Source organism: Streptomyces flavalbus (genome assembly GCF_042674625.1).
In the GTDB taxonomy this organism is placed as follows: Bacteria; Actinomycetota; Actinomycetes; order Streptomycetales; family Streptomycetaceae; genus Streptomyces; species Streptomyces flavalbus.
Window position 1 is genome coordinate 4,370,029 of record NZ_JBHTEB010000001.1, and the last position, 18,503, is coordinate 4,388,531.

Annotated in this window: 16 protein-coding genes; 6 read left to right on the top strand and 10 right to left on the bottom strand. The window is 73.5% G+C overall.

The features are described from left to right. Window position 1: 1 nt before the first annotated feature. Window positions 2–826 (bottom strand): SURF1 family protein, encoded by an 825-nt coding sequence (locus tag ACFQZ6_RS19700; protein WP_381610985.1) that lies wholly within the window; start codon window positions 824–826, stop codon window positions 2–4. A gap of 174 nt (window positions 827–1,000) precedes the next feature. Here ACFQZ6_RS19700 and ACFQZ6_RS19705 point away from each other — a divergent pair, with 174 nt between their 5' ends. After that, window positions 1,001–2,908, top strand: coding sequence for a S9 family peptidase (locus ACFQZ6_RS19705; protein ID WP_381610987.1), 1,908 nt, complete (start codon window positions 1,001–1,003; stop codon window positions 2,906–2,908). 13 nt (window positions 2,909–2,921) lie between these two features. Here ACFQZ6_RS19705 and ACFQZ6_RS19710 read toward each other — a convergent pair whose 3' ends face one another. Next, window positions 2,922–3,293 (bottom strand): DUF6191 domain-containing protein, encoded by a 372-nt coding sequence (locus ACFQZ6_RS19710; protein WP_381610989.1) that lies wholly within the window; start codon window positions 3,291–3,293, stop codon window positions 2,922–2,924. A 31-nt stretch (window positions 3,294–3,324) separates the two neighbouring features. Continuing rightward, complete coding sequence (locus ACFQZ6_RS19715) at window positions 3,325–5,256, bottom strand: NAD-binding protein (RefSeq protein WP_381610991.1); 1,932 nt, start codon at window positions 5,254–5,256, stop codon at window positions 3,325–3,327. 154 nt (window positions 5,257–5,410) lie between these two features. On the opposite strand from ACFQZ6_RS19715, the gene ACFQZ6_RS19720 reads away from it, so the two are divergent. Together ACFQZ6_RS19720 and ACFQZ6_RS19725 are read left to right on the top strand one after the other, a co-directional pair. Next, entirely contained in the window at window positions 5,411–6,397 is a 987-nt protein-coding gene (locus tag ACFQZ6_RS19720) for a permease (RefSeq protein WP_381610993.1), read from the top strand. After that, complete coding sequence (locus ACFQZ6_RS19725) at window positions 6,394–7,095, top strand: TIGR03943 family putative permease subunit (RefSeq protein WP_381610994.1); 702 nt, start codon at window positions 6,394–6,396, stop codon at window positions 7,093–7,095. Before ACFQZ6_RS19720 ends, ACFQZ6_RS19725 begins: the two co-directional genes overlap by 4 nt. A 13-nt stretch (window positions 7,096–7,108) precedes the next feature. On the opposite strand, the gene ACFQZ6_RS19730 is transcribed toward ACFQZ6_RS19725, so the two are convergent. Further along, entirely contained in the window at window positions 7,109–8,149 is a 1,041-nt protein-coding gene (locus tag ACFQZ6_RS19730; RefSeq protein WP_381610995.1) for an NAD-dependent epimerase/dehydratase family protein, read from the bottom strand. Then, window positions 8,146–9,102 (bottom strand): ScbA/BarX family gamma-butyrolactone biosynthesis protein, encoded by a 957-nt coding sequence (locus ACFQZ6_RS19735; protein ID WP_381610997.1) that lies wholly within the window; start codon window positions 9,100–9,102, stop codon window positions 8,146–8,148. Before ACFQZ6_RS19735 ends, ACFQZ6_RS19730 begins: the two co-directional genes overlap by 4 nt. 245 nt (window positions 9,103–9,347) lie before the next feature. Between ACFQZ6_RS19735 and ACFQZ6_RS19740 the strand changes: the two genes are divergently transcribed. Next, window positions 9,348–10,040 carry a ScbR family autoregulator-binding transcription factor gene (locus tag ACFQZ6_RS19740; protein WP_381610999.1) on the top strand — a complete coding sequence of 231 codons (693 nt, stop codon included), beginning with the start codon at window positions 9,348–9,350 and terminating at the stop codon, window positions 10,038–10,040. Here the strand turns inward: ACFQZ6_RS19740 and ACFQZ6_RS19745 are convergent. Then, window positions 10,015–10,653 (bottom strand): UTRA domain-containing protein, encoded by a 639-nt coding sequence (locus tag ACFQZ6_RS19745; RefSeq protein ID WP_381618458.1) that lies wholly within the window; start codon window positions 10,651–10,653, stop codon window positions 10,015–10,017. The two genes, ACFQZ6_RS19740 and ACFQZ6_RS19745, sit on opposite strands and share 26 nt — an antisense overlap. Before the next feature lie 113 nt (window positions 10,654–10,766). After that, on the bottom strand, window positions 10,767–14,813 hold the full coding sequence (locus ACFQZ6_RS19750; protein WP_449334076.1) for an nSTAND1 domain-containing NTPase: 4,047 nt from the start codon (window positions 14,811–14,813) through the stop codon (window positions 10,767–10,769). Between the two features lie 346 nt (window positions 14,814–15,159). Here ACFQZ6_RS19750 and ACFQZ6_RS19755 point away from each other — a divergent pair, with 346 nt between their 5' ends. Beyond that, entirely contained in the window at window positions 15,160–15,651 is a 492-nt protein-coding gene (locus tag ACFQZ6_RS19755; RefSeq protein WP_381611003.1) for a MarR family transcriptional regulator, read from the top strand. A 118-nt stretch (window positions 15,652–15,769) separates the two neighbouring features. Here ACFQZ6_RS19755 and ACFQZ6_RS19760 read toward each other — a convergent pair whose 3' ends face one another. Then, on the bottom strand, window positions 15,770–15,973 hold the full coding sequence (locus tag ACFQZ6_RS19760) for a cold-shock protein (RefSeq protein WP_010985872.1): 204 nt from the start codon (window positions 15,971–15,973) through the stop codon (window positions 15,770–15,772). A gap of 190 nt (window positions 15,974–16,163) precedes the next feature. After that, complete coding sequence (locus tag ACFQZ6_RS19765; RefSeq protein WP_381611006.1) at window positions 16,164–16,502, bottom strand: MerR family transcriptional regulator; 339 nt, start codon at window positions 16,500–16,502, stop codon at window positions 16,164–16,166. Between the two features lie 212 nt (window positions 16,503–16,714). Here ACFQZ6_RS19765 and ACFQZ6_RS19770 point away from each other — a divergent pair, with 212 nt between their 5' ends. After that, the gene (locus ACFQZ6_RS19770; protein ID WP_381611008.1) at window positions 16,715–17,494 is read left to right on the top strand and encodes a maleylpyruvate isomerase family mycothiol-dependent enzyme; all 780 of its coding nucleotides are present in this window, start codon (window positions 16,715–16,717) and stop codon (window positions 17,492–17,494) included. A 60-nt stretch (window positions 17,495–17,554) separates the two neighbouring features. On the opposite strand, the gene ACFQZ6_RS19775 is transcribed toward ACFQZ6_RS19770, so the two are convergent. After that, complete coding sequence (locus ACFQZ6_RS19775) at window positions 17,555–18,388, bottom strand: PIG-L family deacetylase (protein ID WP_381611010.1); 834 nt, start codon at window positions 18,386–18,388, stop codon at window positions 17,555–17,557. Window positions 18,389–18,503: the final 115 nt, after the last annotated feature.

Sequence of the window (18,503 nt, forward strand, 5' to 3'; positions counted from 1 at the left end):
GTCAGACGGTGACCGTCGTCTCCGACTGCGGGCCCTGGCCCTGTTCCTTCTCTGGTTCCGCTGGTTCCTCCGGTATCAGGCCCAGCTCCGCGTCCCTGGCGAACTCCACCTCGCGGCGGAACAGCCGGAACCACATGAAGACGACGAAGCCCGCGAAGACGAACCACTCCCCGGTGTAGCCGAGGTTCTGGAACGCCTTGAGGTCGAGGCCGGTGTCCTGGGGCGCCGTCGCGGGGACGGCCGTCATGCCGGAGTCCGCCTCGTCGAGGGTGACCCAGGCGTCGTAGAGGTCGTACGGCACGAGGTTGACCAGCGAGGCCGTGCTGATCGCGGCGGTCTGGCCGGTGGGCAGGCCGCCGCGCCCGCTGACGCCGTTCTCACCCGGGTTCTCGGACGCCTGGAGCGCGCCGGTGACGGTGGTCTCGCCGGTCGGCGGGGCGGGGGCCTGCGCCGGGTCGGCGGTGCCGGGGAGCCAGCCGCGGACGACCGGGAGGGCCTTGCCGGAGTCGGTGCGCAGCATGGTCAGGACGTAGTAGCCGCGCTTGCCGTCGAGGTCCCGGTCGGGGACGAGGAACTGGTCGGCGTACCTGCCGGTGGCCGTGGTGCGGTCGCCGGAGGTCTCCTTGTCCACGGGCAGCAGCTCGGCGAGCGGGCGGGCCGCCTTGTGCTGGTCGGCGGCGGTCTCCTGGCTGGCGCCGCGGTGGTTGTCGACGCGCTCCTCGAACCGGCCGAGCTGCCAGGACCCCATGAACACACAGAAGGGGATGGCGAGCAGGACGAAGACGTTGATCCCCCACCAGCGGGGCGTCAGCAGAAACCGGTACACGCCTCAACGGTACGGGGCGAGGGCTCGGGAGCGGGCCGCGGGGTACGGGGATGCCCGGAGAGTGTGAAGAAGTTATCCACAGGGTGGGTGTGACGGGGTGGTCCGCTGTGGGAGTTTTCCACAGGCTGGGGGTCTCGCCAGCGGGGTGTCGGTCGGTGCGGGCAGTATGGGGTCATGACTGAGAGCAACGGGGCGGCGGCGCCGGACCAGCGGGAAGAGTACGGATCGAGCGGGCAGGAGGGGCAGGCGAGGCACGACGGACCGGTCGGACCAGACGGACAGCGGGAGGAGGTGCCCGACTGGGAGAAGCGGTTCCGGGCGCCCCGGGTGTCCCTGCCCGACTGGGCGGAGGACGCACCGGACCGCTCCCTGTTCGTGTCGAACGCGACGGGCACGTACGAGCTGTACGCGTGGGACCGCGCCACGGGCGAGCAGCGCCAGGTGACCGACCGGCCGAACGGCACGACGGACGGCGTGCTCTCCCCGGACGGCGCGTGGATCTGGTGGTTCGACGACAAGGACGGCGACGAGTTCGGCGTCTGGCGCCGCCAGCCCTTCGCGGGCGGCCCCGACGAGCTGGCGGTGCCCGGCCTCGACGCGTCCTACCCGGCGGGCCTCGCCCTCGCCCGTGACGGCCGCACGGCGGTGGTGGGCCGCTCCACGGACGAGGACGGTACGACGATCCACCTGGCCCGCGCGGGCGAGGCCCCGGTGGAGATCTACCGGCACCGTGAGTCGGCGGGCGTCGGCGGTCTGTCGTACGACGGCTCGCTGATCGCGATCGAGCACACCGAGCACGGCGACGCGATGCACTCGGCGCTGCGCGTGCTCCGCCCGGACGGTACGGCGGTGGCGGAGCTGGACGACACCAAGGGCGGCGCGGTCGAGCTGGGCCTTGAGGTGCTGGGCTTCGCGCCGGTCGAGGGCGACACCCGGCTGCTCATCGGGCACCAGCGGCGGGGCCGTTGGGAGCCCCTGGTGTGGGACGTGGCGACGGGCACGGAGACGGACCTCGCCCTGGACCTGCCCGGCGACGTGAGCGCCGAGTGGTACCCGGACGGCTCGGGCCTGCTGATCGTGCACGGCTTCGAGGCCCGCAGCGAGCTGTTCCGCTACGACCTGGCGGCGGGCGCGCTGGAGCGGATCGACACCCCGCCCGGCACGGTGTCGGGGGCGACGGCCCGTCCGGACGGCAGCGTGGAGTACCTGTGGTCGTCGGCGGCCGAGCCGTCGGCGGTGCGCTCCACGACCGGCCGTGTGGTGCTCGACCCGCCGGGGATGCGGTCACCGGGCTCGGTGCCGGTGGAGGACGTGTGGGTGGAGGGTCCGGGCGGCCGGATCCACGCGCTGGTGCAGCGGCCCGCGGGCGCGAGCGGACCGCTGCCGACGGTGTTCGACATCCACGGCGGCCCGACCTGGCACGACAGCGACTCCTTCGCCGCGGGCCCGGCCGCCTGGGTGGACCACGGGTACGCGGTGGTCCGCGTCAACTACCGCGGCTCCACCGGGTACGGACGCGCGTGGACGGACGCGCTGAAGCACCGGGTCGGTCTGATCGAGCTGGAGGACATCGCGGCGGTGCGGGAGTGGGCGGTCAGCTCCGGGCTCGCCGACCCCGAGCGGCTGGTCCTCACCGGCGGTTCCTGGGGCGGCTACCTCACCCTGCTCGGCCTCGGTACCCAGCCCGAGGCGTGGGCGCTGGGCATCGCCGTCGTCCCGGTCGCGGACTACGTCACCGCGTACCACGACGAGATGGAGGCGCTGAAGGCCATGGACCGCACGCTCCTCGGCGGCACCCCCGAGGAGGTCCCCGAGCGGTTCGAGGCGTCGTCGCCGCTGACCTACGTCGACCAGGTCAAGGCGCCGGTCTACATCTCCGCCGGGGTCAACGACCCGCGCTGTCCCATCCGCCAGATCGAGAACTACGTCAAGCGCCTCCAGGCCCGCGACGCCGTCCACGAGGTGTACCGGTACGACGCCGGGCACGGCTCACTGGTCGTCGACGAGCGGATCAAGCAGGTCCGCCTTGAGCTGGAGTTCGCCGAGCGGCACCTGGGCAGGACGGCCGCCGCGCGGGGCTGAGCACCCTGACACGTCAGGGTGCTGGGGACGCGGGAGGCACAGGAGGCACGGGAGACGCGGAGGGTCCGGGGGACGCGGGAGGCAGCCGGACCACCGCCACCCCGCCCTCCAGGTCCACCCGCGTGCGGTGCGGCGGCGCCCCGTCCTCGTCGTCGTCGCGCAGCAGCAGCGCGGACTGCCGTTCCTTCAGTTCGTGCTGCTTGCCCGGGGAGAGCGCGCCGTGCAACTGCTCGAAGCCGGTGGCGGAGACCTGGCCGGTCCGGGCGCCGTTGCGCCAGGGCAGCAGTCCGGCGCGGCCCAGGTGCAGCAGCAACTGGTCGACGAGGGCGATGGCGGTGAGCAGGATCACCAGCCCGGGAAGCGTGACGGCGACGGCGAAGCCCATGCGGCCAGTGTGCCCGAGCGCCCCGCGCCCGTCAGCGGGCCGTCCGGTGCCGTCCCGTTAGCTGGGCGAGGCCCTGGCGGGTCGCGGCGAGGACGACGCGGTCCTCGGCGCGCAGCACGTAGGTGGACGGGAGGTCCCAGATCAGGCCGGAGGCGGGCGGGTGGGCGCGGGGCGCGTCGGGCGGCGGCGCGCTCGCCAGGTCGGGGCGGCGGTCCTCCGGGGCCAGCGCGTCCAGGGCCAGCACCCGCCAGTGCCCGGCACGGAAGGCGTCGGCGACGGTCCTGCCCTCCAACTGCGGGATGCCCCGCACCTGGAGGGCGGCGAAGACCAGCACCCGCCGCTCGACCGGTATGGCGCCCAGCACCTGGCGGCCCATCATCGCCCCGGCGAACGCGGGCGCCGCGAGATGGGTGACGCTGCGGCTGCGGGTGAGCGCCGCGGGGTGCGCGGCCCGCAGGGTGCGGTACACGGCGGTGGCGAAGTCGTCGTCGTACAGGCGGAGCACGACGCGCAGGTCGGGGCGGATCGACCGGGCGTACAGCACCGCCTCCAGGTTGGTGGTGTCGACGCTCGTCAGGGCGAGGAGGGAGTGGGCACGATGGATCTTGGCGGCCTCCAGGACGCCTTCCTCGGTGGCGTCGCCGAGCACGACCGGCACCCGCAGCCGCCGCGCGGTGGCCAGACCGCGGGCGTCGTCGTCGGACTCCACGCAGACCACGGGGATGTCGAGTTCCTTCAGCCGGGTCAGCACCCGCGTGCCGATCTTGCCGAGCCCGAGCAGCACGACGTGCCCGGCGAGCCCGCGCGGCGGCTTGCGCAGGGCGGAGGCGCTGCGGAAGGTGCCGAGCGCCTCCAGTACGGCGGCCAGCAGCACGGGGAGCAGCAGCAGTCCGAGGAGACCCGCGAGGAGTTGGAGGACCTGACGGCCCGGCGACTCGTTCAGGGCGGGGTCGTTGATGGAGAACAGGTCGAGCAGGGTCTCGTAGGCGGAGTGCAGGAAGTGGTCGCCGGTGACCAGGGACAGCGCCACGGTGAGCGCGCCCACCGCGCCCGCGAGCCCCGCCAGCGACCAGCGCAGCCGCCGCGAGAACAGCGAGGCGAAGGGCGGTACGACACTGACGCCCCGGCCGCGCCCCGTCGACTGCGGCGGGCCGGTGTAGGAGACCTGCTCAAGGACGACCGTGCCGCGTCCGGTGGCCGCGGCGATCTCGTCCTCGTCGGGCAGCAGCCGGGGCCCGCCCTCGCCGCTCCCCTCCGAGCCGTCCGCACCGGCCGGGTCGCTGCTGGTCGCCGACAGCAGGGCCAGCGTGCACAGCCCGGGGTCGGCGACCTGGCCGGGCGCGGGCGGGGTGCGCTCCACCGCCCGCAGCAGCAGCCCGTCGGTCTGGACGACCTTGCTGGTGCCGACGACGGCGGTCGCGGCCAGCGCGGGCGCGGCGGTGTCGGCGTCGGAGAGCACGGTGGTGGAGGCGTCGAGTTCCGCCGCCGACATGTCGCCGGTGGCGAGCGCGGCGGACTGGTCGAGCAGGGCTTCGATGTGCTGGCCGAGGCGGCGGTTGTACAGCCGCAGGACCAGCCGCAGCCGGGGGTTGAGGCGGCGGGCGGTGAGCGCGGCGCGGATGTTGGTCTCGTCGTCGTCGTACACCAGGGCCAGCGCGGCGGCGCGTTCCACGCCCGCGTCGGCGAGCACGGCCTCGGTGGGCTCGGTGGCCTCCAGCACCCGCTCGTTCCCGGCGCCCTCGCCCGGCGGGACGACGGCGCCGTTGGTGCCCGCGGCCCGGCTGACGGCGGCGCTGACCATCCGGTCGAGGAGCGCCGCGGAGGCGGCCCGCGCCCTGCCCACCACCGGCTGCCGCACCCGGCGCCCGGAGGGCGGCACGACGAGCGTCACCTGCTCGCCGTAGACCCCGCGCAGTTCGGCCGCGAGCCGGTGCGCCAGCCCGTCGTCGCCGCACACCACCATGTGCGCGGCGGTGTCACCCGGCCCTGCCTGATACGGAACGCTCCCCACATCGGCAAAGACTGCCCCAACTGCGGCAATGGTTCCAGGAGCTGACTGAACGTCGGCCGGTGGACCGCCGTAAGGGAGGTGAGGCGATCCAGGAGGAGCCGGGACCATGGCTGTCAGCGAGCGGGAAGCAACCCAGCGCGGGGAGCGGCGCGTCGACTCCTCCCTGCTGCTCGTCCTCGCGCTGCTGCTGGTGCTGCTGGTCCAGTCGCCGGTGCGGCGGGCGCTGGCCGCGCCGGTGCTGCAGAGCTGGCTGACGGTGTTCGTGGCGGTGGTGGTGCAGGCGCTGCCGTTCCTGGTGTTCGGGGTGCTGCTGTCGGCGGCGCTGGCGGTGTTCGTGCCGCCGTCGTTCTTCGCCCGCGCCCTGCCGGGGCGTACGGCGCTGGCGGTGCCGGTGGCGGGCGTGGCGGGCGCGGTGCTGCCGGGCTGTGAGTGCGCGTCGGTGCCGGTGGCGGGGGCGCTGGTGCGGCGCGGGGTGAGACCGGCGGCGGCGCTGGCGTTCCTGCTGTCGGCGCCCGCGATCAACCCGGTGGTGCTGACGGCGACGGCGGTGGCGTTCGCCGGTGAGCCGCGGATGGTGCTGGCCAGGTTCGGCGCCGGGCTGGTCGCGGCGTGCGTGATGGGCTGGCTGTGGCAGCGGGTGGGCCGCGCGGAGTGGCTGCGGCTGCCGACCCGGGACGCCCACGAGGGGCAGGGCAGGGGCGCGGCGTTCTGGGGTTCGGTGCGGCATGACGTGCTGCACGCGGGGGGTTTCCTGGTGGTCGGGGCGGGCGCGGCGGCGACGCTGAAGGCGGTGGTGCCGGAGGGCTGGCTGCGGCTGGCGGCCGGTGATCCGGTGGTGTCCGTGCTGGCGCTCGCGGTGCTGGCGGTGCTGCTGTCGATCTGCTCGGAGGCGGACGCGTTCGTCGCGGCGTCGCTGACGCAGTTCTCGCTGACCGCGCGGCTGGCGTTCCTGGTGGTGGGGCCGATGGTCGACCTGAAGCTGTTCGCGATGCAGGCGGGCACGTTCGGCCGCGCCTTCGCGCTGCGCTTCGCGCCCGCCACGTTCGCCGTCGCCGTGGCGGTGTCGGTGCTGACCGGGGCGGTGCTGCTGTGAACCGGCACGCGCAGGCGGCGGTGCTGTTCCTGCTCGGCGCGGCGGTGGCGCACGCGGCCGTCACCGACCTCGCCCTGCGGTACGTGCGGGAGGGGCTGCGCCCGCTGCTGCTGGCCTGCGGCGCCGTCCTCGTCGCGGCGGCGGTGGCGACGGTGTGGTACGGCCGCCGGGAGGCCGCCCCTGACGGTCATGCGCCCCGGGTCGCCTGGCTCCTGCTGCTTCCCCTGCTCACCCTCATCCTCATAGCGCCGCCCGCGCTGGGCTCGTACAGCGCGACGCACAGTGGTACGGCCCTCCAGGAACCGCACGGCTACGCCGCCCTCCCCGAGGGCGCCGACCCGCTGCGCCTCGGCCTGACCGACTACGCGGGCCGCGCCGCCTACGACCGGGGCCGCACCCTGCGGGGCCGCACGGTGGAGGTCACCGGGTTCGTGGCGCTGGACGGCGCGGGCACCCCGTACCTGGTGCGCATGACCCTCAACTGCTGCGCGGCGGACGCCCGTCCGGTCAAGGTCGGGCTGACGGGCGGCGTTCCCCCGGTGCTGCAACCGGACACCTGGCTCACGGTCACCGGCACCTACACGCCCGAGCGCGCCGAGGACCCCGTGAACGGCGGCCCGATCCCGTTCCTGAGGGTGATCCGGGCGGAGCCGACGCCGGAGCCGGACCAGCCGTACGACGAGAGCGGCGGCGACTGACGGGCCAGGCCCCCTAGACCGGCGTCACCGCGGCGGCGAGCCGCTCCCGGTACCACGGCGCCGCCTCCCGCAGCCGGGTCGCGAGGCCGGGGCCGACCGGGCACCCGGCAAGCGCCCAGACGTCCGACCGGTACCACCGGTCCTCGGCGAGGAGCCGCGCCTGGTGGGCGCTGGCCCGCCCCGGCACCGCGGCCAGCCGTTCCAGGTAGGGCGCCACGTCGAGCCCGTCCTCCGGCACCGGCAGCCCCACCGTCCGCCCCAGTTCCCGCACCAGGTCGCGCAGGGTGACGGGGTCGGGATGCCCGGCGTGGTGCACGCTCCCCTCCGGTACGGCGGCGGGGTCGAGGGCGAGGGTGGCGAGCAACCGGCCGAGGTCGGCCACGGCGACGACGGACAGCCGCGCCCGCCCGTGGCCCACCAACGCGGGGACCCGGCGCAGCAGTTCGGCGAGGAGCGGCACGACCCACACGTCACCGGGCCCGTACACGAGCGGCGGCCGGACGACGACCCCTCCGGCGGCGCGCACGGCGCTCTCGGCGAGCAGCCGGGTCCGGCTGGTGGGCGAGGCGGGCGCGGTCGGCGCGGCGTCCTCGGCCAGGTCGCGGTGGGGTCCGGCGCCGTAGACGGCGGTGGTGCTGAGCTGGACGGTCCGCCGCACCCCGGCCCGGTCCGCCTCCGCCAGCAGTGCCCGGGTGCCGTCGACGTTGACGGCGGTGCAGGCGGCCTCGTCGCCGCTGATGAGGGAGGCGCAGTGCACCAGGGACCGTACGCCGTCGCACGTGCCGCGCAGGGTGCGCGGGTCGGTGAGGTCACCGGTCAGGTAGGTCACCCCGGCGACCCGCCGCTCCGGCGCGGGCACCCGGCGCACCAGCGCCCGGACGGCGCCCGGGGCGAGCCGCGCGTCGGCGGCCAGCGCACGCAGCACAGCCGTACCGACGAACCCGGTGCCCCCGCTGACGAGGACGGCCTGCCCGGCGGAACCCGCACCCCCGCTCACAGGGACCGTCGACCCGTGGGAGCCGCCGCCCGGGCCGACGGGACCGTCGGCCGTCACGGCGCGGGCACCCGGTCGGCGGCGCCCAGGGTGACCAGGCCCGTCGCGGCGGTCTGGCCGGACTGGCGCAGGGTGACGAGGACCGAGGTGCGGCCGTGGGAGAGGTCGGTGGGGCCGGGTTCGGCGAGGAGTTCGCAGGGGGCGTCGAGTTCGACGTAGTGGTGGAAGTCGGCGTGCAGCGCGGGCGCGATGGCGCGCTCGCGGCCGGTGAACGCGGTGGCCGTCTGCCGCATCGCCTCGATGAGGGCGCGGCCGGGCACGTGGTCGGACTGGCTGTCGAAGATGACGGGGTGCTCCCGGTCGACCCGCAGTAACCAGGCGCCGGGGCGGCCGGTGGGGGCGATCAGTACGTCCTCGGGGCGGTCGCGTCCGACGCTGGCGGGCGGCACGGGCGCGGGCAGCGGGTCCGTCGCGGGGGGCCGGGGCCGGGGCGGGCGCAGCCTGCGGTAGGCGGCGTCGGTGACACAGGTCGCGCGCAGGGCGCCGCGGCCGATCAGCAGGGACCGCCGGTAGAGCTTCACCTCAAGCCCGAACTCGGCCAGCTTGCGCCCGCGCAGCCGGACGTCGACACAGCGCACGACGGCCTCGGTGGGGGAGAGCGGCAGGGCGGCGGCGTAGACGTCGTCGGGCACCTCGTAGCGCAGGTTCCACAGCAGGAAGTGCTGGTCGAGCGGGGCGTCGTAGACCGCGTGGGAGACGACGGCGCCGGACTGGCGGACGGTCTCGGCCATCAGCAGCGGGTTGCCCCGGCCGCCGCCGGTGGGTGCGAACAGGGCGTGGGTGCGCGGCCAGCGCACAGCTATCCGGAAGGTGCCGTCGCGCTCGGCGGTGAAGTGGGAGAGCAGCACGTCCGCCTCGTCGCTGCGGTGGACGTACTGCTGAGGGATGGTCATCTGCGGCGGCGGGACGATCCGGTCGGTGACGATCGGGACGGCGCTACTGAGCACGGTCATACGGTATCCCTCAGTGAAGAGCGGTCGTTTGAGGAGGCTCTCGGAGACGGAGTCTGCCAAAAAACCAGCCGAACGGTTTCTTATGGCGGGACGCGATAGTGTGATTTAAGTCACGAATATCCGTGGGAACCCGCGAGACGTCGAGGGGGTCGGCGGCAAGGAGCGAATATCGTTTCCTGATAAAACAAACCGGGTAGTCGCGTAAGCTCCCGGGTGCACAGCTTTGAGACGGTGGAGGACGAGAAATGGCGAAGCAGGCCCGCGCTGTCCAGACGCGCCGCGCGATCGTGGAGGCGGCGGCGAGCGTCTTCGACGACTACGGCTACGAGCGTGCCGCCCTCTCGGAGATCCTCCGCCGCGCCGAGGTCACCAAGGGCGCCCTGTACTTCCACTTCCCGTCCAAGGAGTCGCTGGCCCAGGCGATCATGGACGAACAGACCACACGGGTGCGGGTGCCGGAGAGCGGTTCACGGCTCCAGGCCCTGGTGGACATCACCCACCAGTTCGCGTACTCCCTGGCCCACGACCCGCTCGCCCGCGCCGGTACCCGGCTGTCGATCGAGGGCGTCTTCCTGAACGGCGTGCACCCCTGGGGCGAGTGGTTCGACCTGGTGGCGCGGCTGCTGACGGAGGCCAAGGAGGCGGGCGAGGTGCTGCCGCAGGTGAACTCGGAGGAGACGGCCGAGTTCATCGTCTCCGCCTTCACCGGCGTGCAGTTGGTCTCGGAGGCCATCACCAAGCGCACCGACCTGCGCGGCCGGGTCGCCATCCTGTGGCACAACATCCTCCCGGCCATCACCTACCCTGGCGTCATCATCCGCATCAAGCCGGAGGGCGCGACGGACCCGTCGCTGGCACGGGACGACGACGAGACGGCGGCGGAGGCACCCGAGGGCGCGGAGCCCGAGCCGCTCACCACCTCTCCAGCGGCGTCGTGAAGCGCAGCTCCACCCGGTCCCCGGGCAGCGTCACGTCGGTGACGTCGACGACGCGGTCCTGGACGTCGTAGGAGATCTTGCGGAGCGCGATGACCGGTGTGCCGGGCGGGAGCCTGAGCCGCTGGGTCTCGCCGGGGGTCGGGGAGCGGGCGGTGAGGCGCTCCTCGATGCGGTCGAGTTCGATGCCGACCGTGTGCAACTGGCTCTGCGTGCCGCCCGGCCACGGCTCGTTGGCCGCGTCCAGGAGGGCGGGGTTGGCGGCGATCAGGTCGTGGCGCAGGTACGACGTGATGAGGCTGAGGGGGGAGCACTCGACGGCGCACCGGGTGCGGTGGGTGCGCTCCAGTAGGGGAGTTCCCGGGGGCACCCCGAAGACGTCGGCGAGATCGCCGTCCGCCTCGACCCGCCGGTAGGCGGCGTGGAAGACGAGGTCCTGGGAGGTGAGCCCGGTCTCCCGCTCGGTCGCCCCGGTGCGTCTGCGCAGGGCCTCCGGCTGCCGGGCCCGGTCCTTCTCCCACTGGTGGCGGCGGTTGTCACGGATGCTGCGGGTGCGCCGCTCGTCAGGTTGCTGGGTCACGGGCGCTCCGATCCCTCGGACGGTCACCTTCGTGATCACCCTAGGGTGCCGGGCACGAAAGCGCCCGATCGCTGGCGACGGGGGATACACCAGCGATCGGGCTGAACCAAGACTAACAAGGCGGCGTGCCGCGTGGGAGCCCGGACGCGTCACCCGTCACACGGCGGGTCGTAGGAGAGGCGGGGCAGGTACTCCTCCCACTTCTCCTTGGTGAGCACGCCCCGGGTCGTGGCGCAGACGCGGCGGACGGCCTCGTCGACGTCGAGGTCCCACAGCCGCACGGTGTCGGTGCCGCTGGACACCCCCAGCATGTCGGTCTTGGGGCTGAAGGAAAGGAAGTTGCCGGTGCGGGCGTTCGGGCTCATCGACCGCCCGATGGGCCCGGCGTGGGCGGGGCTGGCGACGTTCCACAGGCGCACCGTGTTGTCGTTGCCGCCGCTGGCGAGGGTCCGCCCGTCCCGGCTGAAGGTCAGCGAGACCAGGGCCTCGGTGTGCCCCGTAAGGGTGGTGAGCGGCTCGGGCGTGTCGACGTCCCACAGCCGTACGGTGCTGTCGTCGCTGCCGCTGGCGAGGGTGCGCCCGTCCGGGCTGAACGCGAGCGCGTTGACGGGCCCCCGGTGCCCGCGGAGCGGCGCGCTGAGCGGCCCGGCGCGGCGCGGGTCGGCGACGCTCCACAGCCGTACGGTGTGGTCGGCGCCGCCGCTGGCCAGGGTGCGCCCGTCGGAGCTGAACACCAGCGCGTTCACGAAGCCCTTGTGTCCCGTAAGGGGCGTGCCGAGGGGACGCGGCCGGGTCGGGTCGGTGACGTTCCACAGCCGTACGGTGCGGTCGGTCCAGGCGGTCGCCAGGGTGTGGCCGTCCGGGCTGAAGGCGAGCGCGTCGGGGCCGGAGAACCGGGTCCTCAGGGCGACCGGCGACCCGTAGGGGACGGGACGGCGGGGATCGGTGACGTTCCACAGTTGGATGGCGCGGTTGTCGATCAGTACGGCGAGGATCCGGCCGTTGGGGGAGTAGGCCAGCGCCCGCCAGCCGCCGTCGCCGGACATGAACGGCCCGCTCAGCGACCGCGGCCGGTGCGGGACCCGGACGTCCCACAGCCGCAGCCGCCCGTCGCGCGCCGCCGTGGCGAGCACCTGCCCGTCCGGCCGGAACACCCCGCCGCGGCCGATCATGTCCGTGGTCGGTATCGACCACAGCCGGACCTTGCCGTCCCCGCTGCCGGTGGCGAGGGTGCGCCCGTCGGGGCTGAAGCCGAGGGCGTACATCTCCCCGCTGCTGCCCGCGAGGGGCTCGCCGACCTGCGAGGGGTAGCCCGGGTCGCTCACGTTCCACAGCGACGCCGTGCTGTCCGCGCTGGCCGCGGCGAGCATGGCGCCGTCCGGGCTGAACGCCACCGACCAGATCGGCCCGTGGTGCCCCATCAGGGGCGCCCCCAGGGGCCGTAGCTCCCGCCGGTCGGTCACGTCCCACAGCCGTACGGTGTCGTCGGAGCCGCCGGTGGCGAGGGTGCGGCCGTCCGGGCTGAACGCCACCGAGTGCACGGTGTCGGTGTGCCCGGCGGGCGGCTCGGGCAGCGCCCGCGGGCGGCGCGGCTCACGGACGTCCCACAGCCGCAGGGCGCCGTCGTCGTCCCCGGCGACCAGCGTCCCGCCCCGCGGGCTGAACGCGACCGAGCGGACGGCGGCGGTGTGCCCGGTGAGCGGCTCCCCGAGCGGCGTGACGTCGCGGGGGTCGGTGACGTCCCACAGCCGTACGGTGCGGTCCTCGCTGGCGGAGGCCAGGGTGCGCCCGTCCGGGCCGAACGCCAGCAGGTACACCGTGCCCTCGTGCCCGGTCAGCGGCTCCCCGAGCGGACGCGGGTGCGCGGGGTCGGTCACGTCCCACAGCCGGATCGTCCCGTCGTCGGAGGCGCTGGCGAGGGTGTGGCCGTCCGGGCTGAACACGGCGGTGCTGACCCAACTGCGGTGCCCGGTGAGCGGTGCGCCCAGGGCGCGCGGACGGCTCGGGTCGGCGACGTCCCACAGCCGTACGGTCCGGTCGTAGCTGGCGGTGGCCAGCAGCCGTCCGTCGGGGCTGAAGGAGGTGAGGTAGACGGCGCCGGTGTGGCCGAGCAGCGGGGTGGCCAGGGGCGCGTTGACGATCGAGACCAGGCGGTTGCGGGTGCCCGCGTCGCCGGGCCGCAGCCGGTGCGCCACCAGGTCGATCTGCGCGGACAGCGACGGGTCGGAGTCCTGCACCCGGTCCGCCTCCGCGACGACCTGCTCGAACACCGCGTCGTCCCGTTCCCGCCAGGCCATCACCGCCGCGCTCACCGCGAGCACCGACAGCACCACCAGGGCCGCCACCGCCGCCCGGGTGATCACCAGGGTGCGGCGCCGGTGCCGTACCGACGCGGCCAGGAACTCCCCGGCGCTGCGGGTCAGGGAGGTGTCCCCGGCGGACCTGGCCCACGCGTGCGCCTGCTCAAGCCGGGAGCCCCGGTACAGCAGGGCGCTGTCCCGGCCGCCGTCCTCCCAGGACCGGCCGTCCTCCTCGAGCCGCTGTCGCAGCAGGTGGCCGCCGCGGTCCTCGTCGATCCAGCCCCGCAGCCGGGGCCAGGCGTGCAGCAGCGCCTCGTGGGTGATCTCCACGGTCTCCGCGTCCAGCGTCACCAGCCGCGCCCTGACCAGCGCCTCCAGCGACTCCTCCGTCTTGCCCGGGTCCGTCGACTCCGCCGCCAACTGCCGCCGGGTGCCGCGCCTGCGGGTGGCCTGGGTGTCCTCACCGAGCCTGACCAGGCGGAGCAGCAGTTGCCGGGCGGCGGTGCGGGCGGCGGGGTCGAGGCTGGACCAGGCCCGTTCGGCGGTCGCCGCCACGGCGCCCTGGATGCCGCCAGCCGCCCGGTAACCGGCGAGCGTGAGGCGTCCCGCCTTGCGGCGCTGCCAGGTGGCGAGCAGCGCGTGCGACAGCAGCGGCAGCACACCGGCGTCGTGGGCGCCGCGCGGGCCGTCGGCGCTGACCTCGCGGACGATCAGCTCGGCGAGGCCCGGCTCCAGCTCCAGGCCCACCGCCTTGGCGGGGCCGGTGACCGCCTCGCGCAGTTCGGTGGTGGTCAGGGGGCCGAGGACCATGTGCCGGTGCTGCAACGCGTCGGCCAGCTCGGGGTAGCGCAGGCACTGCTCGTAGAAGTCGGCGCGGATGCCGAGGACGACGAGGGCGGGGGCGGCGCGGTCCCCGGCGCCGGGGGTGCTGACGGTGTGCAGCAGCCGGATGAAGGCGCGGCGCTCGTCCTCGTCGGAGCAGAGGGTGAAGGTTTCCTCGAACTGGTCGACGATGAGGACGGGCGGATGGGGGGAAGTGGGGGAGAGGGCGGCGACGGCGGCACGGGCGCGCCGCTCGATGTCCTCGACGAGCGGACTGGGAGCGCCGGGGGCTTCGGACGCCCGCTCCGCGAGGCCGGTCTCGGACGCCTCCGCGAAACCGGTGAGGTCGGATATCTCCACGAGTTCGGCTACGTCAGCGATCTCGGGTATGTCCCCGAAGCCGGGTATGCGCCGGGTCAGCTCCTTGATGGGGTCCCCGCCGGGCACGAACTGCACGAAGTCCCGTCCGGCGTCCCGCAGGGCGGGCACCAGCCCGGCGTTCAGCAGGGAGGACTTCCCGGCGCCGGACGCCCCGACGAGCATCACGAGCCCGCCGTCGCCCTCGGCCGCGCACAGTTGGCGCAGCAGCGACCCGGTGGCGCGGGCCCGCCCGAAGAACCACCGGGCGTCCTCCTGCCGGTAGCAGGCGAGCCCGCGGTAGGGGCAGACCCCCGCGGGTACGGCGGGGGCGTCCCGCTCCTGGTCGCCCTCCTCGGCGGTGACGTCGGCGGCGGTCGGGTTCCCGACGGCGGCCTCCCACAGCCGCTGCCACTGCCCGAGGTCGTACAGCCCCGGCGCCACGGGCGTGGGCCGCAGCCGACGCGCGTCGGGGATGAGGACCTGCAGCACCGCGGTGAGCGCGGCGAACTGGGCCGGTACGTTCCGCGCCCGCCGCCAGTCACTGATCCGCTGCGCCGAGACCCGTACGGGACGCCCCCGCTCGTCGACGCGTTGTAACCGGCCGACGGCCTCGGAAACCCGCTTGAGGGGAGGGTTTCCGGCCTCCTTGTAGAGCAGCGCGAGACGCTCCGCGAAGACCGAACGTGCCCCCGAGTCGGAACCCAAGGCCCCCACCCCTCACTTTCTCGGCATCTGCACCTGCACCCGAGTATCCGGACCGGAAAACTCACCCTATACGCCTGACCTGCGCCGAAACGGGGTTCCGGACACCGGAACCTCCTCATCCAAGCCACCGGGTGGCAGGATCCGAACGTAGTAGCACCGAGTGACGGCACGGTGACGAGAAATCGATCACCGTGTCCCCGTCCGGGGCGCCCGCGCCCCTCCGATGGTCCGTGCCGTGACGCCGACCCGGTACGGACCCCAACACCCGCACCTTTCGGTACCGGTCCCCACGAGGGGAGGGACCGGTGCCGGAAGGTGCGGTTCCGTCTGGTGTGTGAGGTGCGGTGAGCGCGCGATGATGAAGAGCAGGACCCGCCCGGCGGCGACGCCCGAGGAGACGCTGTACGCGATGGACCGGATGATCGCGCTGGCCCAGTTCGGCCAGCAGGACATCGCGGCCCGCTTCGGTCTGAACGTCACGGACCTCACCTGCCTCGGGCTCCTCTTCGAGGCGCGCACGGCGGGCGACCGCCTCGGCGCGGGCGAACTGGCGGCCCGCGCCCGCCTGACGACCGGCGCGGTGACCGGCGTACTCAACCGCCTGGAGAAGGCGGGCTACATCCGCCGCGAGCACGACCCCAGCGACCGCCGCCGCGTCTGGGCGGTCCTGGAGGACGCCGCCCAGTTACGCGTCTGCGAGGTCTACGGCCCTCTCTACGAGCGTCTGGGCGCCCTTTTCGCCGACTACACGGACGACGAGATCGCCGTACTGGCGGACTGGTTCACGCGCGCGAGGGCGGCGATGCGGGTGTCCCTGGACGAGATCAGACTGCCGCGCCGCGCGTGAGGTGGGGCGGGCGGTACAGCGGGGTGGGCGGTACAGCGGGGTGGGTGGTACAGCGGGGTGGGCGGAAAAACAAAACCGGGGCCCGCGCTACAAAGCGCGAGCCCCGGCTGCGTCAGCGTCAGGCGGGAACGATGTTCTCGGCCTGCGGGCCCTTCTGGCCCTGCGTGACGTCGAAGTTCACCTTCTGGCCCTCCTGAAGCTCGCGGAAGCCGGAGGTGGCGATGTTCGAGTAGTGGGCGAACACGTCAGCGCCGCCGCCGTCCTGCTCGATGAAGCCGAAGCCCTTTTCCGCGTTGAACCACTTCACGGTGCCAGATGCCATATTGAATCTCCCTTTGGGGCCTGCCGGAATCCGCACTTTGCGAACACCGAGTCGCCGCGTTGATCACCCCTCCAGAGAGAAAGACGTAACCAAAACTGCAACTGCTATCACGCTAACACAGCGCCACGGAAACCCCCACGCCAATCAAATACCTCACGCGTGGGCGACAGGAATTCCTACACCAGCGAAACTAGTTTTCGTGGTCCCCGTCGCCCAGTTTCCGCCGCATCTCGTCGTTCTCGCGGAGGGCCTCCCCGAGCCGGTCCTCCAGGGAGAGGATGCGGCAGGCGGCCTCGATGGGCGTGCCCTGGTTGACGAGTTCCCGGGCCCGCGCGGCGATCCGCAGTTGCCGACGCGAATAGCGCCGGTGCCCGCCCTCCGACCGCAGCGGAGTGATCAGCCCGGCCTCCCCCACGGCCCGCAGGAACGCGGGCGTGGCCCCGAGGACGTCGGCGGCGCGCCCCATGGTGTAGGCGGGGTAGTCGTCGTCATCGAGACTTCCGGCACCAGGAGATTTCTGCTCAGGCATAAGACCTTCGAAAGGGAGACACAGCGAGGAACCCACCAGCAACCCTAACGCCCCACCCACCCGAATACCTGCTCCGGCCAAGACAGCTTCGCACGCTCAGCCCACCCCCGAGTCCGCCTCGGCAGCCCACCCTCAAGTCCACCGCGGGCACCCGCGCCTGGGGGCCCCGAAATCGCTGTCGGCCCGCCGGGGCACGGTGATAGACACCCGGTGTGGCCACAACACTTGAGTTCTCCGACCTGCTGCGGATGCTGGACGAGCGGTCGACCGCCTTCCGCGCCGCGGTCGCCGCCGCGCCCGACCTCGACGCCCAGGTGCCGACCTGCCCCGACTGGACGCTGTTCGACCTGGTCCAGCACCTGGGCGGGGGAGACCGCTTCTGGGCCGCGATAGTCGACGCGGGCCCGGCGGACGTCCCACAGCCCGCCGCCGTGGCGGCCCGCGCCGCGGTCTCCGCCCCCCGCGACCGCGAGGCCCTGCTCTCCTGGCTGACGGAGTCGACGAACGCACTGCTGGCCGCCCTGCGCCAGTCAGGCCCGGACCGCGGCTGCTGGACGTGGTGGGCGGCCTCCCGCTCCCCCCAGACCTCCGGCGCGGTGGCCCGCCACCGCGTCCAGGAGACCGCGGTCCACACCTACGACACCCAGCTCACCCTCAACGCCCCGCGCCCCCTGCCGGACGCCCTGGCCCTGGACGGCATGGACGAGTTCCTGTCCACCTGCTGCGCGACCCCAGCGGCCTGGCCCCACACCCCCACCACCCTGGACTTCCACACCCCCACCCCCCGCGCCTGGCGCCTCACCCTCGACCCCACCGGCGCCCACCCCACCCCCCTCACCACCACTCCCCCGACCACCCCCGGCGCCACCCTCCACGGCACCGCCAGCGACCTGGTCCTCTTCATGTACGGCCGCCTCCCAGCGTCCGCGATCCAGATCACCGGCGACGCAGGGGTGATCGACCTCCTGCGGGACTGGGAGCCGGAGGAGTAAGCCTGAACAGGCGACTCAGAACAACCGATTCAGAACAACCGAGTCAGAACAGGGGGCGAGTCAGCGCAACCCGGCGAAGAGGTCGTTCTCCGGTACGGCCGCGCCGGTGGGGTCCTGGACCCGTAGGAAGGTCTCCACGCCCATCAACTCGCCGAACCTCTCCTTGCCCATCCTGAGGAAGAAGATGTTCTCGCCCTGGCTGGCGTGCGCGGCGAGGGCGTCGAACTTCTGGTCGCTGAAGGCGGTGGTGTCCACCCACGTGGTGATCTCGTCGTCGGGGAGCCCGATCTCGGCCATCGCGGCGACCTCCGCGGGATCCGGCTCCGGCATGTCCGGTTGGAACTCGCGCATGATCTCCCCGAACCGCCGCATCCCCGAGCGGGGCACCGTGGTCCAGTAGACCTTCGGCGTCAGCGTGATCATCTCCAGCGCCGCCATCGTGATGCGGTGCGCCTGGATGTGGTCGGGATGTCCGTAGAAGCCGTTCTCGTCATAGGTGACGACCACATCGGGCCGGTAGTGCCGCATGAGTTCCGCGAGCCGGGCGGCACCTTCCTCCACGGGCGTCTGCCAGAAGGCCCCGGGCGCGTCGTTACTCGCCCACCCCATCATCCCGGAGTCGGCATAGTCCAACATCTCCAGATCGCTGACCTTCAGCACACCACAGCTGGCCTCCAGCTCCTGACGACGCATCAAGGCGACGGCCGCGGGATCGTGCCCGGGCTCACCCGGCTTGACGCCCCCCGGACCGTCACCGCACCCCCCGTCGGTACACGTCACGAGAACCGTCCGGATGCCCTCCGCCGCATACCGCGCGAGCACCCCTCCAGTCCCGGTCGCCTCGTCATCGGGGTGAGCGTGCACCGCCATGAGCGTCAAGGGCCGGTCAGTCATCAAGCAGTCCTCCTGCAGAAGTACGTCGTGTTCCGAGCCCGCGGCACACATACCGCGCTCCCGGGACCCGGTCCCCGCCGGGCAGACGACCCCATAACCCCCGAGCCCCCACCCG

What these genes read in the sequence shown, in the direction of transcription:
- ACFQZ6_RS19715 (WP_381610991.1), bottom strand. Translation starts at nt 5,256, where the DNA reads ATGGTGGTGTGCGGCGACGACGGGCTGGCGCACCGGCTCGCGGCCGAA.
- ACFQZ6_RS19720 (WP_381610993.1), top strand. Translation starts at nt 5,411, where the DNA reads ATGGCTGTCAGCGAGCGGGAAGCAACCCAGCGCGGGGAGCGGCGCGTC.
- ACFQZ6_RS19740 (WP_381610999.1), top strand. Translation starts at nt 9,348, where the DNA reads ATGGCGAAGCAGGCCCGCGCTGTCCAGACGCGCCGCGCGATCGTGGAG.
- ACFQZ6_RS19775 (WP_381611010.1), bottom strand. Translation starts at nt 18,388, where the DNA reads ATGACTGACCGGCCCTTGACGCTCATGGCGGTGCACGCTCACCCCGAT.
- ACFQZ6_RS19705 (WP_381610987.1), top strand. Translation starts at nt 1,001, where the DNA reads ATGACTGAGAGCAACGGGGCGGCGGCGCCGGACCAGCGGGAAGAGTAC.
- ACFQZ6_RS19765 (WP_381611006.1), bottom strand. Translation starts at nt 16,502, where the DNA reads ATGCCTGAGCAGAAATCTCCTGGTGCCGGAAGTCTCGATGACGACGAC.
- ACFQZ6_RS19760 (WP_010985872.1), bottom strand. Translation starts at nt 15,973, where the DNA reads ATGGCATCTGGCACCGTGAAGTGGTTCAACGCGGAAAAGGGCTTCGGC.
- ACFQZ6_RS19735 (WP_381610997.1), bottom strand. Translation starts at nt 9,102, where the DNA reads ATGACCGTGCTCAGTAGCGCCGTCCCGATCGTCACCGACCGGATCGTC.
- ACFQZ6_RS19755 (WP_381611003.1), top strand. Translation starts at nt 15,160, where the DNA reads ATGATGAAGAGCAGGACCCGCCCGGCGGCGACGCCCGAGGAGACGCTG.
- ACFQZ6_RS19710 (WP_381610989.1), bottom strand. Translation starts at nt 3,293, where the DNA reads ATGGGCTTCGCCGTCGCCGTCACGCTTCCCGGGCTGGTGATCCTGCTC.